The sequence below is a fragment of the Sagittula stellata E-37 genome, assembly GCF_039724765.1.
GTDB classification, from domain to species: Bacteria; Pseudomonadota; Alphaproteobacteria; order Rhodobacterales; family Rhodobacteraceae; genus Sagittula; species Sagittula stellata.
In genome coordinates, this window is sequence record NZ_CP155730.1 from 221,465 (window position 1) to 238,887 (window position 17,423).

Annotated in this window: 18 protein-coding genes and 1 pseudogene; 8 read left to right on the forward strand and 11 right to left on the reverse strand. The window is 65.0% G+C overall.

Features of this window, described 5'->3' with window-relative positions; translation table 11 throughout:
- Nucleotides 1-113 precede the first annotated feature (113 nt).
- Nucleotides 114-1,277: a cystathionine beta-lyase gene (metC, locus tag ABFK29_RS22485; protein ID WP_005861769.1), complete on the forward strand. Its 1,164-nt coding sequence runs from the start codon at nucleotides 114-116 to the stop codon at nucleotides 1,275-1,277.
- A 284-nt stretch (nucleotides 1,278-1,561) separates the two neighbouring features.
- On the opposite strand, the gene ABFK29_RS22490 is transcribed toward metC, so the two are convergent.
- Both ABFK29_RS22490 and ABFK29_RS22495 read right to left on the reverse strand, forming a co-directional pair.
- Nucleotides 1,562-3,928, reverse strand: a complete 2,367-nt coding sequence (locus ABFK29_RS22490) for a YbcC family protein (RefSeq protein WP_005859861.1) — start codon at nucleotides 3,926-3,928, stop codon at nucleotides 1,562-1,564.
- Nucleotides 3,925-5,484, reverse strand: coding sequence for a proton-conducting transporter membrane subunit (locus tag ABFK29_RS22495; RefSeq protein WP_040604646.1), 1,560 nt, complete (start codon nucleotides 5,482-5,484; stop codon nucleotides 3,925-3,927). Before ABFK29_RS22495 ends, ABFK29_RS22490 begins: the two co-directional genes overlap by 4 nt.
- A gap of 87 nt (nucleotides 5,485-5,571) precedes the next feature.
- Between ABFK29_RS22495 and ABFK29_RS22500 the strand changes: the two genes are divergently transcribed.
- The 3 genes from ABFK29_RS22500 to ABFK29_RS22510 all read left to right on the forward strand — a co-directional run bounded on the left by ABFK29_RS22500 (nucleotide 5,572) and on the right by ABFK29_RS22510 (nucleotide 8,060).
- The gene (locus ABFK29_RS22500; RefSeq protein WP_005859858.1) at nucleotides 5,572-6,459 is read left to right on the forward strand and encodes a LysR family transcriptional regulator; all 888 of its coding nucleotides are present in this window, start codon (nucleotides 5,572-5,574) and stop codon (nucleotides 6,457-6,459) included.
- Between the two features lie 127 nt (nucleotides 6,460-6,586).
- Nucleotides 6,587-6,748 (forward strand): hypothetical protein, encoded by a 162-nt coding sequence (locus tag ABFK29_RS22505; RefSeq protein ID WP_157136509.1) that lies wholly within the window; start codon nucleotides 6,587-6,589, stop codon nucleotides 6,746-6,748.
- A gap of 61 nt (nucleotides 6,749-6,809) precedes the next feature.
- Complete coding sequence (locus tag ABFK29_RS22510) at nucleotides 6,810-8,060, forward strand: glycosyl hydrolase family 8 (RefSeq protein ID WP_005859856.1); 1,251 nt, start codon at nucleotides 6,810-6,812, stop codon at nucleotides 8,058-8,060.
- A gap of 28 nt (nucleotides 8,061-8,088) precedes the next feature.
- On the opposite strand, the gene ABFK29_RS22515 is transcribed toward ABFK29_RS22510, so the two are convergent.
- The 9 genes from ABFK29_RS22515 to ABFK29_RS22560 form a co-directional block, all read right to left on the reverse strand.
- Nucleotides 8,089-8,310 carry a hypothetical protein gene (locus tag ABFK29_RS22515; RefSeq protein WP_005859854.1) on the reverse strand — a complete coding sequence of 74 codons (222 nt, stop codon included), beginning with the start codon at nucleotides 8,308-8,310 and terminating at the stop codon, nucleotides 8,089-8,091.
- A gap of 417 nt (nucleotides 8,311-8,727) precedes the next feature.
- The gene (locus ABFK29_RS22525) at nucleotides 8,728-9,540 is read right to left on the reverse strand and encodes an ABC transporter ATP-binding protein (RefSeq protein ID WP_005859852.1); all 813 of its coding nucleotides are present in this window, start codon (nucleotides 9,538-9,540) and stop codon (nucleotides 8,728-8,730) included.
- Entirely contained in the window at nucleotides 9,537-10,580 is a 1,044-nt protein-coding gene (locus ABFK29_RS22530; RefSeq protein WP_040604645.1) for a FecCD family ABC transporter permease, read from the reverse strand. Before ABFK29_RS22530 ends, ABFK29_RS22525 begins: the two co-directional genes overlap by 4 nt.
- Complete coding sequence (locus tag ABFK29_RS22535; protein ID WP_005859849.1) at nucleotides 10,577-11,662, reverse strand: ABC transporter substrate-binding protein; 1,086 nt, start codon at nucleotides 11,660-11,662, stop codon at nucleotides 10,577-10,579. The genes ABFK29_RS22530 and ABFK29_RS22535 overlap by 4 nt, the downstream gene beginning before the upstream one ends.
- 14 nt (nucleotides 11,663-11,676) lie before the next feature.
- Nucleotides 11,677-12,393 (reverse strand): Crp/Fnr family transcriptional regulator, encoded by a 717-nt coding sequence (locus ABFK29_RS22540; RefSeq protein WP_040604644.1) that lies wholly within the window; start codon nucleotides 12,391-12,393, stop codon nucleotides 11,677-11,679.
- A gap of 10 nt (nucleotides 12,394-12,403) precedes the next feature.
- The gene (locus ABFK29_RS22545; protein WP_005859845.1) at nucleotides 12,404-13,795 is read right to left on the reverse strand and encodes a PepSY-associated TM helix domain-containing protein; all 1,392 of its coding nucleotides are present in this window, start codon (nucleotides 13,793-13,795) and stop codon (nucleotides 12,404-12,406) included.
- Nucleotides 13,796-13,840: 45 nt separating this feature from the next.
- The gene (locus ABFK29_RS22550; protein WP_005859842.1) at nucleotides 13,841-14,227 is read right to left on the reverse strand and encodes a DUF2946 family protein; all 387 of its coding nucleotides are present in this window, start codon (nucleotides 14,225-14,227) and stop codon (nucleotides 13,841-13,843) included.
- A 3-nt stretch (nucleotides 14,228-14,230) separates the two neighbouring features.
- Nucleotides 14,231-14,704 carry a copper chaperone PCu(A)C gene (locus ABFK29_RS22555; protein ID WP_005859841.1) on the reverse strand — a complete coding sequence of 158 codons (474 nt, stop codon included), beginning with the start codon at nucleotides 14,702-14,704 and terminating at the stop codon, nucleotides 14,231-14,233.
- A 223-nt stretch (nucleotides 14,705-14,927) separates the two neighbouring features.
- Nucleotides 14,928-15,287: a hypothetical protein gene (locus ABFK29_RS22560; RefSeq protein ID WP_040604643.1), complete on the reverse strand. Its 360-nt coding sequence runs from the start codon at nucleotides 15,285-15,287 to the stop codon at nucleotides 14,928-14,930.
- 300 nt (nucleotides 15,288-15,587) lie between these two features.
- Between ABFK29_RS22560 and ABFK29_RS22565 the strand changes: the two are divergent.
- The 4 genes and pseudogenes from ABFK29_RS22565 to ABFK29_RS25195 form a co-directional block, all read left to right on the forward strand.
- Nucleotides 15,588-15,945: pseudogene (locus ABFK29_RS22565) on the forward strand (IS66 family transposase); the annotation flags it as partial.
- Nucleotides 15,946-16,012: 67 nt separating this feature from the next.
- On the forward strand, nucleotides 16,013-16,372 hold the full coding sequence (locus tag ABFK29_RS22570; protein ID WP_005859835.1) for a hypothetical protein: 360 nt from the start codon (nucleotides 16,013-16,015) through the stop codon (nucleotides 16,370-16,372).
- Nucleotides 16,369-16,854 carry a hypothetical protein gene (locus ABFK29_RS22575; protein WP_005859833.1) on the forward strand — a complete coding sequence of 162 codons (486 nt, stop codon included), beginning with the start codon at nucleotides 16,369-16,371 and terminating at the stop codon, nucleotides 16,852-16,854. Before ABFK29_RS22570 ends, ABFK29_RS22575 begins: the two co-directional genes overlap by 4 nt.
- Nucleotides 16,802-17,338 (forward strand): hypothetical protein, encoded by a 537-nt coding sequence (locus ABFK29_RS25195; RefSeq protein WP_005859831.1) that lies wholly within the window; start codon nucleotides 16,802-16,804, stop codon nucleotides 17,336-17,338. The genes ABFK29_RS22575 and ABFK29_RS25195 overlap by 53 nt, the downstream gene beginning before the upstream one ends.
- Nucleotides 17,339-17,423 lie beyond the last annotated feature (85 nt).

Sequence of the window (17,423 nt, forward strand, 5' to 3'; positions counted from 1 at the left end):
GGGTCCCGGCCTGCTTTTCATGATCGCGCATCATTGACGACCATTGAACTAATGTATACAGATGTTTTTTAAAGAATGCAATGATCGAAGTTACCGCAGCGAGGACGTAGACAATGACCTTCGAAGACTCAGGAGCCGATACGCGGCTGACCCATTGTGGCCGCGACCCGCAGCAGCACCACGGCGCCGTCAGCACGCCTGTCTACCGAGCATCTACGATCCTGTTCGACAACCTTGCAGCGCTCGATTCGAAGGAAGGAAAGCGGTTGCGGTACGGGCGGCGGGGCACTCCGACGACGCATTCGCTTGAAGACGCCATCTGCGCGCTCGAAGGCAGCGACAAGGCCCTTGCCACGCCGTCGGGGGTCAGCGCGATCTCGAACATCCTGATGTGCTTTGCCAAGCCGGGCGCACATTTCCTCGTCAGCGACAGTTCCTACGGGCCGACCCGGAAGTTCTGTGAACACGTTCTGCGCGACCTGGGCATCGAGACCACCTATTACGATCCCACCATCGGCGCGGGGATCGAGGCGTTGATCCGCCCCGAAACCGCGCTGATCTGGATGGAAAGCCCCGGCTCGCACACGTTCGAAGTGCAGGACGTCGATGCGATCGTGTCGGTTGCCCGCAGCCACGGCATCAAGACCGCCATCGACAACACCTGGAGCGGCGGCTTCTTCCTCCAACCGATGAAGCAGGGTGTCGATATCTCGATGCAGGCGGGCACCAAGTACATCTCGGGCCACTCCGACCTGATGCTGGGCACCATCGCCTGCACCGAAGAGGTCTATGGCCCGCTGCGCGAAACCTACCTGCGTCTGGGTCTCTGCCTTGGTGCGGACGATGCGTTCCTGGCCCTGCGCGGATTGCGGACGCTGCCGGTGCGGATGCGCCAGCACCACGCCAGCGGCCTTCAGGTGGCCGACTGGCTGGCGCAGCAACCCGAAGTCATCCGCGTCATGCATCCCGGTCGCCCGCAAGACCCCCACCATGCACAATGGAAACGGCAGTTCACCGGCGCGTCCGGATTGTTCGGCTTCGTCATTACAGAAACGGACCGCACCCGGCTGGCGCGCCTCTTCGACCACCTCGAACTCTTCGGCATGGGGTCAAGCTGGGGGGGCTTCGAAAGCCTTCTCGTGCCCAGCAACCCGGCCGTCTACCGCTCGGCGACGACATGGGCGCCCGCGGGCCAGACCGTGCGCATCCATGTCGGCCTCGAAGATCCCGTGGATTTGATCAAGGACCTGCGCGCAGGCTTCGACCGGCTGGCCTGAAACGAGGCGCACGTTCATAGGCCGGGGCCAACGTCTGTTTCGCCTTGGCCCCATTCGACAGCTCGGATGAGGGGCGTGGTCGAACCTTAACGTCGGCACGCCCCGGCGCTTGAGCGCTTCGTAACGGATCGGCCTGTTCCCGGTCCTGTCGTTCGGGTGGCCGGGTCTGCTCATGCAGCCCGGCCACCACGCTGGATTGAAAGGTTCGATCCCTCACAGCATGGGTCCAACAGCGTCCCGCATCTTGACCGGGCCACTGGACTGGCTGGCCAGGAGCGCCGTTCTCAGGCCGCGTCGGGCATGACGGCTTTTGGCATGGGGCGGTCGATCCATTTTCCCTTCTCGTAGCGGCAAGCGATCTTGCCGGACCGGTCCATCGTCACAAGCGTCAGCCAGCCGTTATCAAAAAGCGCCCGGACACCCGGTTGCCGATCCAGGACGTTCTCGATCATGTCCACGGGCGCCTCCACTGCCACGACAAGCCGACCGGGCACGTGGCGCGCAACCTGGCCGTCGTGCACGGACTGCCACGGCAACCCGGCCCGCAACGTACCGCCGTTGCCTTCCAGAACGCCGATGCCGCCAACGACGTTGTGCAACAGCTTGTTGCCAGCGCCGAAGGTCTCGGGCGCGACGGCAGAGCCGTGGTATTGCAGCGCGATCCAGCTCGCCACGACGACGGGTGCACTCAGGATCAGTTCGAGCGTCGCCGCCTGTTTGTCCTGCTGCCAATCGTAATCGTGCAGGAAGACGCGGCCGCCAAGGTCGCGTCCAGCCGTCCGGCAACGCGGTGCGACGATGAAGCCCTGACACCCGGCAAGGCCCCATTCCGGCCTGACCTCGGACCAGTCCCTTCCCCGCCGCGACAAGGAGTGGGCCGAAGCCCGCGGCAGCGCACGTGCGCGTTCGGTCCGGACGATCAAGCCCGCATGCGACAATGCGGTTTTCAGGCGCTCTATGTCCGCGCGGTGGTCGATGGTGGCACCGTCCTCGAACAACTGGACGTGGTCCGAAACGGTGTCATGCAGCCCGGCAATGAAGTGCGTATCTTCGGGGACGGTCACGCCCTTTGCGACGAGCCCCTCGCGCACAGCGGCGTCGTTGAGGAGCGCCGCCAAGAGCCGTGCGTTGACATCTCCCGCAAAGCCTCCGCACGCGCCGCATTGCAGGGCACTGGCATGGGGTGCGTTGGTGACCGATGCGCCGTGACCGCAGATCAGCACAAGACGGGCAAATCCGGAGGTCAGCGACATGGAACGCAATACGCCCTCCGCAGCCGCGATCCTGTCGCCAAGCGGCAGGTCGAGCGACGGCGCAGGATCCAGCGGCGGACGGGCGACCTGGCCAAGTGCGTCGCGCAGGAGCTTGCCGACATATAGCGGACCCGCCGCCTCTACGAAGGCGAAGGCAGAGACCGCAGCGCGTTTGAACCGGCCCCAGGCACGAACCGTGCGCAGGTGGACACGTTCCCGCGTGTCGGCAGCTTTGTCCCCGGTTGCCTGCGTCTTGATGCCGGGCGCCAACAGGATCGGCGCCCGCGCTTCCAGGGTGTCCGAAGCGTGACCGCGGTGCAGCACCGGCAGGCCGAAGAAGCCCGCGAAGCCCAATGTCTGAATTGACGCATCGGACGCTTCGAGCGCACGGCGCAGCCGCTCGGAGCGTACGTCGATGCAAAAGGTCGCCTGGATCGCGGGGCGCGCTTGCCGGTCCGCCGCCTCGCCGCCCGAAAGCGCCTCTGAAAGGCGCCGTTCCGCGCTGCGGTCCACCGCCTCTTGCAAGGCCGCGTCACGCCTGATGTCCGTGCCGGCGTCCAAACTCCGCGCATAGTCGTCTTTCGACCTGCCCCAGACCTCGGCGAGCGCGTCTCCGCCCGCTTGCAGAAGCGCCGCCTCCCAGACAAGGCGCACGGCCAGAAGCTCGAATAGCGTTTCGTCCCGTTCCCCGTCGCGTTCGGCGGTCCAGCTCAGGTGGCGTGCGTATTGCGACCAGCCGCCCAAGGTCACCAGCAGCCGGTGGAAATAGATCGGCGCGGCCTCCGGCGTGATACGCAGTTGCCGACAGGCTTCGGCAAAAGCGGCACGCGCTTCTGTCGGCATCGATGCCACAAGCGCTGCAAAGCCCGTCAGCCCGGCAAGCCCCGGCGTCAGATCGCGGCTTGCATAGGAACGCCAGGATTTCCACGCCCCTGCGTCGGGCGCTGGCCAGAATGCCTGCCCCCGGTCGAACTTTGCTGCGGCCCAGTGGCCGATCCGTTCTTCGATGAACGCGGGCCAGTCGACGCCGCTTTCGCGCTGTGCAAGGTCCGCGACCGTCGGCAACACCACGGGGGACGCGGCCTCTTGCATGGCGGAGCGGGCGAGCGGTTGCGGGTCCATCCCGTGGGCTGCCGCGGCTGCCGCAAGATCGTCGTCCGTGACCTCTCCCGCCGCGATCATCGCGGCGACAGAGTGCTGTGGGAGAAACATCCGCCCGCCGCCGACACGCGCCATCCGCGCGGCGGCAAGGGTGCGGTCCTCGCCGACCTGACCGAGCCAGGGATTGACGGCCACCGTCGCGTCGAGCGGGAAGGCCGGAGGGATCTGCTGCAATGCCGCATCCGCCGCGGCGAAAAGTTCCAGGGTCTGGCCGGGCCAGGACATGCAGGGGTTCATTGGGTCGCTCCGGATTTGGGGGTCCAGCGGCCCGAAAGCCGCTCGGTGATTGCGTTGAGGTAGAGGCCATTCATGAGGTGCACGCGCAGTCCCGTGGCCGCAGGATGTCCCGCCCAGATCGGAAAGGTGGTCTGCGCCACCGCGGCCATGGCAAAGCTTGCAAGGGCAAGGGCGATCGTCGCCCAGATCAGCCCGTCAGGCGGAGGAGGCGGGGGCAAAGTGCCCTGAGAGGCCCAGGTCGCCCCCTGTTGCAGGGCGAAGTAGGCGACAGTTGCGACCACCGAAAGCGCAACCGTGCGCCAGGTGAGCGCCCGTGGCGCGAGGTCCGCGATCCCCTGCGCGATCAGGTAGACGACGCCGAAGATCAGGATCGCGCCCAGGGCGACGGCCTGGGGCGGCTTCGCGCCGATCCCGAAGGCCAGCCCGACGACAACGTAGAGCGCGAGCGCCAAGACGAAGGCGCGCGCAACCGCTGCAAGGTCGGGCACGGCGACGGGGCCGGGACGCCGGATCGACGCGACGTCCTTCACCGCGCTGCCGGACGCGAGGAAGGCATGGGCCTTGTAGAGCGAATGGGCAACGATGTGCAGAAGCGCGAGCGGGAAGAGCGCCAGCCCGCATTGCAGCACCATGAAGCCCATCTGAGCGCAAGTCGACCAGGCCAGCGCGGTCTTTACAGCCGGCTGCGTCAGCGCGACAGCCGCGGCCAGCAGCGCGCTGAACCCCCCGACAAGCGCCAGCACCGCCAGCACCCCCGGTGCCGCGACGAGGACATCGGCAAAGCGGATCAACAGGAACCCGCCAGCGTTCACCACCCCCGCATGCAGCAGGGCGGAGACCGGCGTGGGTGCCTCCATCACCTCGGTCAGCCAGCCATGGGTCGGGACTAGTGCCGATTTGAAGATCGCCGCCAGAGCGAGCATGAGAGCGGCCAGCCAGAGGAGGTTTGGCGACACGCCCGTCCGCGCAGCCGCGTTGATCTCGGCGATGTCGGCCGTGCCGAACCCCGCGATCAAGATGCCGGCGGCGATCAGCAACGCCGCGCTGGCGACGCCACCGCTCAGCGCTTTCTTGCGCGCCGCCCTGCGGGCCCGTGGCCGCTCGGGATAGAAGAGCAGCAGACGATGGAGCGTGAAACCGGTGGCCATCCAGCCCAGAGTCATTTGGACGATATTCCCGGCGCTCACGAGCAACAACACGCAGGCGATGGTCGCGGCCATCCAGCCCATGAAGGCGGGTTGGCGCGCCTCTCCGTCGAGCGCCACGCGTGAAAAGCGCAGGACGACCCAGCCGACGAACGCGACCGTCAGGGTCAGAGCAACGCTCACCACATCTATCCGCGCCGACAGTCCGATCGGCCCGATCCCGAGAAGCGGGCCCGTCACCGGTCCGGAAATCGCAAGGTCGCATGCGACGAGTACGCCCAAGGTCAGGGCGACAAGTGCCCCGATCTCTGGCAGACGCAGACGCCAGTGCGCTCGGGCAGGAGGATAAAGGTGCATTGCGATTGCCGCTGCAAGAAGCGCAGCCGGGGCCAGCATGAGCAGTAAAGTCATCGATCATCTCCGAAAGGTGCCCGCAACGACCTAGAGAGATGATGAGATCAAGAAAAATACATTGTCTCGATGGTTCCGTTCTATTTAATGGAACATATGCGCCTCAATTACCATCATCTGCGGTACTTTCAGGAAGTTGCCCGCGAAGGTAACCTCACCCGCGCCGCGGAACGGCTGAACCTGTCGCAATCGGCGCTTTCGACGCAGGTGCGTCAGCTTGAGAAACGGCTGGGTCACGACCTATTCGAGCGCACGGGCCGGGCGATGATCCTGACCGAGGCCGGGCGCATCGCGCTGGACCATGCGGAACGCATCTTCGATGTCGGCGACGATCTCGTGGCGACCTTGAAGGCCAGCGGCACGGCGTCGAAGCCACTGCGGGTCGGCGCGCTGTCGACCCTGTCGCGGAACTTCCAGCTGCGGTTCCTGCAGCCCGCCCTGGCACAACAGACCGAATTGATCCTGTCTTCTGGAAACGGGCTATCGTTGCTCAGGTCCCTTGAGGATCTGGCGCTCGACGTGGTGCTGCTGACGGATCCGCCGCCAAGGGACACCTTCCCCGATCTCGTTGCGCACCGCATCACGGAGCAGTCGGTCGGCATCCATGGCCATGCGCATCGGCTCAAATATGGATCGCTGCCTGAACTGCTCGCTGCCGAACCGGTGATCCTGCCCACCGAAAGCTCGATCCGCACAGGGTTCGACAGCCTTGTCACTCGGCTTGGCGTCATGCCCAGGATCGCGGCCAACGTCGACGACATGGCAATGATCCGTCTGCTCGCCCGGGAAGACGTTGGTCTCGCCATCACGCCATCGGTCGTGCTGGCCGACGAATTGGCGCAAGGACGTCTTGTCAGCGCGCCGTTCCCGCTGGACATCGTCGAAAGTTTCTATGCGGTGACGGCTCCGAGGACCTTCCCACACCCGCTGCTTGGAAAGCTCGTGGAGCGGCTGGAAAACACTGGCAACGATTGATCCGAAACCGCCGGATGGACAGCACCGCAACGGGCCGGTCCCCTCGTTCGGTCTTGGGCGCAGACCAACGTGCAAGAAACGATCCGCGCGTCCGGAGACACCTCAGTCCCCCAAAGGACCCACTCCCATGTCTGAAGACATCGTTCTGACGCTGGCGGCGGCAAAGCCAGCAGAACAAACTGCGGAAGGCAGCGCCCAAAAAACTGAACAGACCACTCGTTTGACCAATCCCGGTCACCAGATCGGCAACCTCGACCCTGAACCTTTCAAGTCCCGAGAATGCTGGTAGTCTGCGCGAGATTTCCATCTTTCGAGCCGTCGCGCAGCCCGGAACCAAAGGGAAGAACCGAATGGGGAACATCCGGTCCAGATCGGGTTATGCGATCGTTGCATTTTCGGTATCAGCGGCGTGGACCACATTGGCCGCCGACGTCGCCGCCGGCCCAACCCTGCCCGTGGCGCCCGAAGACGCTTCGGTCATCTATCCGTCGGTGGACAAAGATCACCGGCGGGCCGTGTTGGATCGGTTCTGGCGGGAATGGAAGCGCGTCTATCTGCATCAGGGCTGCGGCGGTGCCTATGTCGATATAGCCGGCGACGGCAAACCGACGTACGGAGACAGCGTGCCGAACACGCTCACCGTGTCGGAAGCTCATGGCTACGGCATGCTCGCACTCGTCAGGATGGCCGGTCGGGACACGCAGGCAAAACCTCTCTTTGACGAGATGCTTGCCTATTTCCGGCTGCATCCCGCCGAAAGCGGACCCGGCCTGATGGCGTGGAACCAGACCCGCGATTGCAAGGATGCACCTGACGGTGAGATGACAGCCAGCGACGGCGACATCGACATAGCTCTGGCACTGCAAATGGCAGAGCGGGTATGGGGTGGCTACGCCGAGGATGCCGCCGAGGTCCGTGAGGCCGTTCTGAGCCGCGAAATCACCCGACACGATCTGGTCAAATTGGGCGATTGGGCGAGTTACGATGTGTATGCCGAGGCCTCCCGGTCGTCGGATTTCACGCCTTTCAATTTTTTCGCCTTTGCCGATGCCCCGGGTGGCGACGCGACCCGGTGGACCGACATACGGAACACGGGCTATGCCGTCTGGGGCCAGATTTCCGAAACCTATGCGCCGGATACCGGCCTTGTGCCGGATTTCATGGTCGGGATGCCCAACGATCCGCGCCCGGCCCCGGCGGAGTTTCTGGAAGGGGAGTACGACGGTTTTTATTCGTGGAACGCCCTGCGCTATCCGTATCGGCTCGCCGCCGATTTCCGGGTCAGCGGAGATCCTCGCGCGGCTGAGCGCCTGCGACGGATCAATAAATGGATACGCGCCGCAACAAACGGAGAGCCGTCCCGTATCGCCTCGACGTACCAGCTTGACGGCAGCATCCCGCAGGATGGCAGGTGGACAGGAGAACCGGGCTGGATTTCCATGTTCACGGCCGGTGCGATTGCGGGCAGCGGCGACCCGACGGCGGATCAGGCCTGGATGGATTCTCTCTGGGCGGCCATGGTCTCCATTCCCATCGAGGAGGGAGATTACTTCGGCAACACGCTCAAGCTGCTCGCGATGATCGATCTGGCCGAGATGTGAGCGCCGCGCCATGCGTGGATGGACGCCTTTATTCTGGACGAGATACAGTTTCCATTTTCTTGCAGTGAAGCCTGAGCAAGCGCCCAACGCTCTGTTGCGCAAAGAAGGTGATTGCGGCACGTCCCCTTTCCCGGGGCGCACTCACCTGCCTGCGGCTCAACGCCAGCAAGTTCGCCGCATTGCCCGCCGCCATGCGGCCCTGGACGACCAAGCTCAGAATCTCGATGCGGTTCTGATCTCGTTCGCTCATCAGCACCAATCCCACGGTTCACTCGAATCCTGTCGGACACAGGCGCAAGCTCAGAGCCCATCGAATTGAGCCGAAAGGCATGATTCACCGCACGAAAAAAAGCGGGATCTCTTCTGGCTGGAGGCGCGTTGCCAGGCGCTATGACCGTTGCCCTAAGGTCTTTCTCTCGGCCATCGCCCTCGCAGCGACGGTCATCTACTGCTTATGTGTCCTGAGCTTAAGCAACTTGACTACAGACCTTGGCGCAACTGCAGCGAACGGTGGCTTCTCCGTCGGCACTGCGGACCTTCCGATCCAGCCGGGGTTCGCAAGTGCGGCGAACGGCTGCTCGACCCGGCGGTGGGTCTCACAGCACCGTCGCATGTCTGATCCGAGCCCAACTCAACCATGTCTATAGCCGCCTGTCGGGCGCACGCTTCAAGGGCGGAGCAGGGTGAGCTGAGAGTGCTTGTTGCACTGCCGAATATCGCCATCGTTGCCATCTTCCGGATGGCGCTCTTCCGGACGATGGGCGATTACGACGGGGGCGTTGTTACGGTCCGACAGAATCTGGCTGTCGATGGCGTAGACATGGTCGAGGTGCATCGAATGCAGGACGATCTTCGGTTGGCCTGCGGTTCTCACCGCGCCCTGTTCGATCAGGACGACCTGCTCTGCGAAGCGACCGACAAGGGTCAGGTCGTGCAGGCTCACGAGCACCAGCCTGTCCCGAGAAAGCCGCTGCAGATGCGTGAGCACCTCGAGCTGGTGGTGCAGGTCGAGCGCGCTCGTCGGCTCGTCGAGGATCAGCAGGCGCGGGTCGCGCAGCAGCTTCTGCGCCAGCAGGACGCGCTGTTGCTGGCCCCCGGACAGTCGGTCCATGCGCGCGCCTGCAAGCGCCCCGAGATCGAGGTGCGCAAGGACGCGGGCGACCTCGGCCCTGTCGCGGGCGGTGATCCACCAGCCGAGCCGTTCGCGCCTTCCCAGAAGCACGCATTCAGCGACCGACATTGCTGCGCTGACGGTGAAATCCTGCGGCAGGTAACCGATCCCCGCAGGGTCGGGCCAGCCGCCCTCCAGCGATTTCTGCCCGTCGTGGGGAATGACCCCGGCCAGCGCCTTCATCAGTGTCGACTTGCCTGCGCCGTTCGGGCCGATGACACCGACAAGCCCGCGCGAGGGCAGCTCCAGCCCGGCGATGTCCAGCAGGCAGCGGCGGCTTGCGTGGACGCGAAACTCGGTCAGGATCATGAGCGGCCTTTCATCAGGATGACTGCCAGCAGCATCGGGATGCCCGCGATGGCGGTGATGATTCCGACGGGGATCACCGCGCCGGGCGAGAGGATCTTGCCGGTCACCGAGGCGGCGACGAGCACGATGGCGCCCATGATCCCTGCCATGGGCAGGCCAAAGCGGTGATCTTCGCCCACCAGCGCCCGGCCCACATGCGGCGCGATCAGCCCGACAAAGCCGATGGTGCCGGTGAAGCTCACCGCGCCTGCGGTCAGCAGCGCCACTAGCACCAGAACCCGGCGGCGCAGCGCCGCGACGTCGAGTCCGAGGCTTGCCGCGTTGCTGCTCCCGAGGCGCAGCGCGGTCAGGTTCCAGACCTCGCGCAGCACAAAGGGCAGCGTCAGAAGGAGGATTACCGTCAGTACCTTGACGCTGGTCCATGTCGCCTTGAGCAGACTGCCGAAGAGCCAGAAGACGATCTGCTGCAGCACCTCGGGCGCGGCCATGAATTGCAGCAGCGATTGCAGCGACTGGAAGAAGAACAGCACCGCGATCCCCGCCAGCACCAGCATCTCGGGCGAGGCGCCCCGGTAATGCGCCACAAGCTGCACCAGCCCGGCGGCGATGAGCGTTGCGGCAAAGGCCGCGACGGGAATACCGATCCAGGTGGCGACCGGCAGCGCCGTGCCGAACAGGATCACCAGTGCCGCGCCGAAACCGGCGGCGGCGGAAAAGCCCAGCGTGTAGGGGCTCGCCAACGGGTTGGCGAGGATGGTCTGCATGAGCAGCCCCGCAATTCCCAGCGCACAGCCGACCAGCGTCGCCATCAGCGTCTGAGGCATGCGCAGGTGCCACAGGATCGTGGCAAGGCGACGGTCCTCGCCCTGCGGTCCGTCCGACAGGCCGCGCAGCACTTCGTCCAGCGGCAGCCCCGCCGGTCCGGTCACCAGATCCGCCACCATCAGCGCGCTCAGAACGGCGAAAGCGGCAACAACCGCCCCCGCCCGGGGTATGCCGGAGCGGTCGAAACCGCTCCGTTCACTTGGTGCAAAGCTCATTCCGCGTGCAGCATGAAGGTGCCGTCCAGTTCAATCGGCAGCCAGTCGGCGTAGAACTGCGCCAGCTCGGCCTGCGGATCGACGTCCGCGAAGGCCTCGGGGTGCAGCGCTTTGCCCATGAAGCGGAAGTAGGCGAAATCCGACAGGGTGCGCGACCCGCCGTGATAGATGCCATAGACTTCGCTCTCTTGCACGGCGGGCAGATCGGACCAGCCCGGACGCGCGAGATAGGCGTCCATGCGGTCCTGCGCCAAAGCTGGGTCGGCGGCAAAGCCCATCGGCACGGCGGCGGGCCTGTTCAGCCATTCGGAGCCCGACAGGAAGATCACCTCAGGCGCCTCGGCCAGCACGTATTCGGGCGACAGCGGCCCCCAGTTCTCGATCTGGCCATTGGCGATGTTGGTCCCGCCAAGCCGGTCGATCACGCCGCCCCACATGCCGCCCGCATAGGTGTTGCCCACCTCGTCCGGGCCCTTCTGCGCCAGCTCGACATAGACCTTCGGCGAGGCCGTTGCATTCTCAACGCGGGCGGCGGTGTCGGCGGTCATGTCCTCATAGAGGGTTGCAAGCGCCTCGGCCCGATCCTCTGTGCCCATCGCTTTCCCCAGCGCGCGGGTCGACGCAAGGTGCGCGTCCAGCGTCTGCGCGTTGTAATCGAGCACCAGCACGGGGATGCCCGCCGTGTCGAACTGCTGCGCGGACTCACCTAGCGAGTCGTACTGCCAGCCCGCGAGGATCACGAGGTCCGGGTCCGTCGCCAGCGCCGTCTCGATGGAGAAGGTGCTGCTTTCGGTGTCGCCGACGTCGGGCAGATCGGCCAGCTGCGGGAAGGCGGCGGTGTAGATCTCCCACTGCTTCGGGCGCCAGTCGGCCCAGGGGCCACGCGACAGGCCGACGATGCGGTCCACCGCACCTTCGCCTGTCACGGCAAGGAAATCCTCGTAGTAGAAGCCCAGCAGCACCTCCTGCGCGGCGGAGTCGAGCGTCACCTCGCGGCCGCGCAGGTCGGTGATGGTGATCTCGGCCCAGGCGGGCGCGCTCAGCGACAGCAGGGCGAGGGCGGGAAAGGTCAGGTGTTTCATGGTGTTTCCTTTGGTCAATGAAGGCGTTGCGTTCGGGCGTCGCCGGACAGAGTTTGCAGCGCGCCCGGGTCGATCACCCGGACACGGCTTGGCAGCGGCAGATCGATGACGCCTGCCTTTTCGAAAGCACGGACCTGCCGCGACACGGTTTCCATGGTGAGGCCCGCCATCTGCCCCAGCTCGGTGCGGTTCACAGGCAGATGCAGCTCGGCGGGGGCGCCCTGCCGCGCGTGGAACCAGTGCAGCATGGAGGCGACCCGCTCGGAGGCGTTCTTGCGGCCCAGCAGCACCTGCCAGCGGTGCGCCTCGGCCAGTTGCTCCTGCACCAGCCCGAGCAGGTTGAGCCTCAAGCGTGGCACAGCCTGCGCGATCCGCTCGAACCCATCTCGGTCACAGGTCAGAAGCCGCACCGCGCCAATGGCGCTCAGCCGTCCCCTGCAGCGGCGCGGGCCGAGAGGCGAGAGCGTCTCGCCGGGAAAGGTCAACGCAAAGAGCCGTTCGCCGTCCGGCGATGTGGCGTCCTCGCGCAGGCACCCGTCCAGCAGCAAGCCCACGAAGGGCGCGCGCGCGGGATCACGGGGAACCGCCTCGTCGCCCTCGTAGAGGTCTTCGGTGAAGACACGGCGGACACGCCGCATCTCGGGCGTGGTCAGCCCCCGGAACAGCGCCGGGCGAGCGGGACGTGCCGCCGGAGGATGCCCCCATGCGTGAGATTGCGGTGCGATCTGCATGCCAGCCCCCTCACGACACTGCGCGCTTGAGGCGCGGAGCGTTGGACAGCACCAGAAGATCCACGGCGATCACCGACAGCAGCGCCACCCCCGCCATCGGGAAGGCCATGGCCAGAACCAGCGCCACCAGCACCGCGCCTTTCCACATCGGCATGTCCGCAGGCACCGGCGGCGCGGCAAGCCGGCCCGCCCCGGCCGGGCGACGTTTCCACCACAGCACCAGCCCCGAGATGGAAACGAAGATCATCGCGACAATGAAGGCGGTGTTCAGCGCAAAGTTCCAGACGCCGAGGTCACCCTCGTGCAGCGCGATGCCCCAGGCCATCGCCTTGGCATAGGTGGAATAATCGGCGTAGCGCACATCGGCGAGCACGTTGCCCGAGTAGCGGTCGATATGGATCGTCCGGTCCGCCGCCGGGTCCGGCCCGTCGTTCGACATGCTGTCATGGCTGATCGTCCACACGCCTGACGGGCCGTCGGGCAGGTTCAGGTTGTAGCGCCGGTCAAAGCCCAGCCCGTCGGCAAAGGCCGCAACGCTGTCGATGGTCACCGGCCCTTCGATGGCCCGCGTTCCGGCCAGCGAACCCGACAGTGGCATCGGCGTCTGCTCCAGCGTCCAGGGCACCTCATGGGAGCCTTCGTGGTTCATGCTGGCATGGGTTTCGTCCGACAGGGGCGCGCCCCATTTCTCGGCGGGAAAGGTGTTCCACGCCTGCACCATTTTGCCGCCCCAGATCCCGGCCCAGCTGAGCCCAGAGATCAGGAACAGCACCAGCACGATCGAGAACCAGAAGGCCGTCACCCCGTGCAGCGACTTCCACAGCGCCCGCCCGCGTTTGTGCAGCGCCGGCACCAGCATATCGCGCAGGCCCGATCCGTTGCGGGGCCAGTGCAGGTAGAGTCCGGTGATGACCAGCAAAAGCCCGAGACTGGCGGCGGCCTCGATCAGCAGGTCTCCGGTGGTGCCGATGAGCAGCGTTCCGTGGATATCGTTGGCAAGGTCATACCAGCCTGCCCGCCACGGGAAGCTGTGCAGCACCTCTGCGGTATAGGGGTCGAGCGTGACGCCGGTGGCGGTGCCCTCAAAGCTCACCCGGAAGACGGCGGCATGGTCGGGGCCGAGGGGCGCGACATACTGGCTGGCGGTGCTGCCCGGCACAGCAGCCTCGGCCGCGGATTGCAGGGCGCTGACGGGCAGCGGCACCTCGCCGGGGATGACGCTGCGCTTCTCGTCGCCGATGCCCTGGACATACGCGATCCAGAGCATGACGAGGCCGGTCACGGCCAGCATCAGGAGGAAGGGAATGACGTAGAGCCCGGCATAGAAATGCCAGCGCCACGCGGCGAAATAGAAGGCGCGGTCACGCTTTTGCGTGTCGGCCGCGTCCAGGGGGGATGTCATGACTATATGTCCTTGTCCGACGGAAAGAGTTGAAGGCTTTCGGGGTCAGACGGGACGTGGCGGCGCGCGGGCTGCGGCGATGCGCAGGGGCGGGCCTCGGGCAAGGATCTGGTGCTCCCTGCGCCAGAGGTTCACACGGTGCGCCGCCCCCTTGAGCCGGACGACGGTGAGATCCGGAACGAGCGTCGGTACGAGCCCTGACAGGATGCAGGACGCGCTACGATGATCTTCGTCGGGTGCGTCACCGGTATCATCGTCGGGGATCGGCGCACCGCTCGCATCGACGGTGATCTCCTGCGGACCGTCCCCGGTACAGATCACGAGGCGTATGCCCTCGGGGCCGGATACGCGCATGAAGCCGGTCGGCACGACGCTCGTGCCGATCAGCCCCAGAAGCAGCAGCGCCCGTGTTATCGTCCTGAGGAAGGGCAAGGTTTAGTGGCCGGAATGGTTCGAATGATCGCCGTGATCGTGGCCGGCCATCGCATCCACGGCGAACTCGACCGCGACCTCGCCCGCGTGACGGAAAACCAGCGTGGCCGGGATCAGGTCGCCCTCGGCGACCTTGTCCTGAAGGCCCATGAACATGACATGCAGACCGTCCGGTTGCAGCGTTGCCGTCTCGCCGGGGGCGATGGGCAGAGTCATGACATGGGTCATCTTCGCGACGCCGTCGGAATGCTCGGTGGTGTGCAGCATGGTCTGCTCGGCGAAATCGCTGCGGACCTCGACAAGCGCGTCAGCCTCGCTGCCGTGGTTGGTGATGACCATATACCCGGCGGCGGATTTCGCCGTGGCCATCGGCACCGGCATCCAGGGATGATCAATGTGCAGGTTGCCTGCAGTGGTATCGTGGGCCGCCAAAGGCGTGGCGAGGGCAAGGAAGATCAGGGTCAGGGCGCGTTTCATGACGGTCCTCTTCTGAATTGGCCGGCAATGCCGGGCATGAGAGAATGGTGAGAGGCACGGGGCGATCTGTCCCATGGCCGGATGACGGAAGGCTCTGATCGGATCTGGCGCCACTCGGGCGCTCGCGCTGCCGTCTGTCACGCAACGGCATCGCGCGAGAGATCAGGCAGACTGCCGAGGGGTGCGATATATCGGAATGCTCTCGATCCCGACCGCAAGAGGATCAGACGGTCGGGGGCGCCCGCGCGTGATGCGGGAGCACCGCGGCAAGATCGTGCAGGATCGGGGGCCGGGACGCCCAATCCACCGGATCAAGCGAGAGTTCGGCAAGGATGAGGCCGACGGCTGGTTGCGGCAGGCTCGTGACGGCATGAAGCCGACAGGCCTCACAGCCCTTCCCTCCCGACGTCTCTCCCGGCCCGCCGCAGATCTCCGAAACATCGACCCCGTAAGCCTGTGCAAAGGCGATGGCAGCCTGCTCGTCCGGAGAAGCGATGCGATGCGCGAAGCCGGACGTCGCCAGAGCGACGAACAACAGCGCGACAAGCGCGCCGAAGGGGAATGTCCTGATCAGCACTCGCATGGTTCTGCTTGCATAGCAGCGATGCCCGAATCCGCAAGCACCCCGATTGTCGCGCCTCGGCCGAAGCAAGGAATGCTTGAAATACCCATCGTTACCCGGACGTAGCGCATCGACTGCCCCGCTATCTGCGCTATCCAGTCTGCTCAGGGCGCCTTCCGACCGTCAACATTCTGCGCTCGCAAACGAAACGGGTGTCTTTCCACCAAATGGCGGACAGCCGAACTTCACTGCGTCTTGGACGAACGGCAGCGATGCGCAGGAAGCGGAACTTTGTAACGTCGCGGTGCCTGCGCTTGACACCTGTGGCAGCAAACACTGCCGACCTTCTCCGGCAAGTCGAAGCGGGCTGAGGTCATCCGTTATGCCATCGCCCGGCGCGAGATCTTTGATCGCTTTGCTTCCACACCGATGGGCCGGCAATGGGCTACTCCAACATCGTCGAGCCGGCCATCAGGCGCCAGACCATCACGAGGAAGAACAGCCAATTCGCCGGGTCAGACGGCGGCTGAATGGGCCGCCATCGCCGCCTATATCCAGACCTGCAAGGTGGACAACGCAGATCCGCTGGCGCGGCTCACCCAGACCCTGGGACGTATCGCGAAACCGATGGCCAAGCGCCGAAATCGACGCTCTTACGCTGTGGACCTCCAAACTCTGAACGGCCTCGGTTGCCCGCTTACGGCATAGCCGAGTGGTAATACCTTGAGATTACCAACACTTTTTCCATGAAGCCGCTAGTGATTCTCGAATGGTTTAAGGCTCTGACGGTGCGCTTCACCCTCGGCCTGCTGTGGACCGTTTCCGCGACCCTGCTGATGGCGGCGTCTTTCGATATCCATGAGCTGTACGTGGCCAGTTCATCCACCGGCAACATCACGCTGACCGACAGCCTCGAGAGTCATGCGCCCGGAGCCACAGCGCTCTTCACCTCGACGCCGGACAACGATACATTTTCGAATTCGCTGACCTCTGGCGTGCTGAGGGGCAGGATCACCTGCAGCGATGTCACGATTAGTGGCGCTTCCGGGTCGCAAGGGGAATTCGTCCGGCCCCGCCCACCGGGTCGTCGGCGATTTCCGCCGTGACCTTTCTTGCCGAAACCGGTTCCCCGCTGGAGGCCTATTTCGTACAACAGGAATTCCTGGTCGTGATCGGGGATGTCTCTGCCTATCGTCTCGGCGGCAGTGTCTTGCCCTCGGCCAACGCCAATGGCACAGCCATCGCGGCGCAGCTCGACAGCTATTTCGCAACAGTCGACAGTGTCACCAGCGCCATCGGGCCAGAAGGCACGACGTTGGTCCACACGGCCACGCTCTCCGTCACCAGTGACGGGTCCGAGCGACTTGGTTTCCTGCGCGGGAATACCTCCACCAGCGATGCCGATGTCGGTGCCATCAGCTATTCCGATGGCGTCATTCTGAGCGGTGGCAGCCTGGTTTTGCCTGCCGGACTGACCAGTTTCACGATCAGTGTCGCCACCGTGGACGACAGCGAGGTGGAGAGTGACGAGGTCTGTGGCCTCTCCGTCGCAGGCATCCCGGCGACCGGAACGGATCCAGGACAATGACTCCTTTGTCGTCGTCACCGGCATATCCGATGCGACGCAGGCCGACGGCACTGATCTCGTTCACGTGGTCACGCTTTCCGGCGCCACTGCGGTCGCACAAGACTTTGCCTTTGCACTCAGCGATATCACGACAACGGCGGCGGACTACGGCACAACGACTTTTTCCGACGGTGTGACGCTCAACGGTTCGACCCTGACGATTCCGATCGGGGCTTCCTCCTTCAATGTGACCGTCAGTGGCGCCGACGATCTGCTGGACGAGGCGACAAGCGCGCTCGATACGCGAACAGAACGCGCGATGTCCCAAGCGCTGGACGGGCTGTCGAAGGTCCGCACGACCATCACCATCAAACACCGGCTCTCGACCATCCGTGAGGCCGACCTGGTCGTCGTGATGCAGCGCGGGCGGGTGGTCGCGAACGGCAAACATGCCGCTCTGGCTGCGCAGGGCGGCGTCTATGCCGGGCTTCTGGCTGGTGCGTGACGACCCATTTCAGCGTCGCACCATCACGGCACGGCGCGTCTCGGACAGCAGGACGAACGCCCACTGGGGGAGACATCGAAGATCT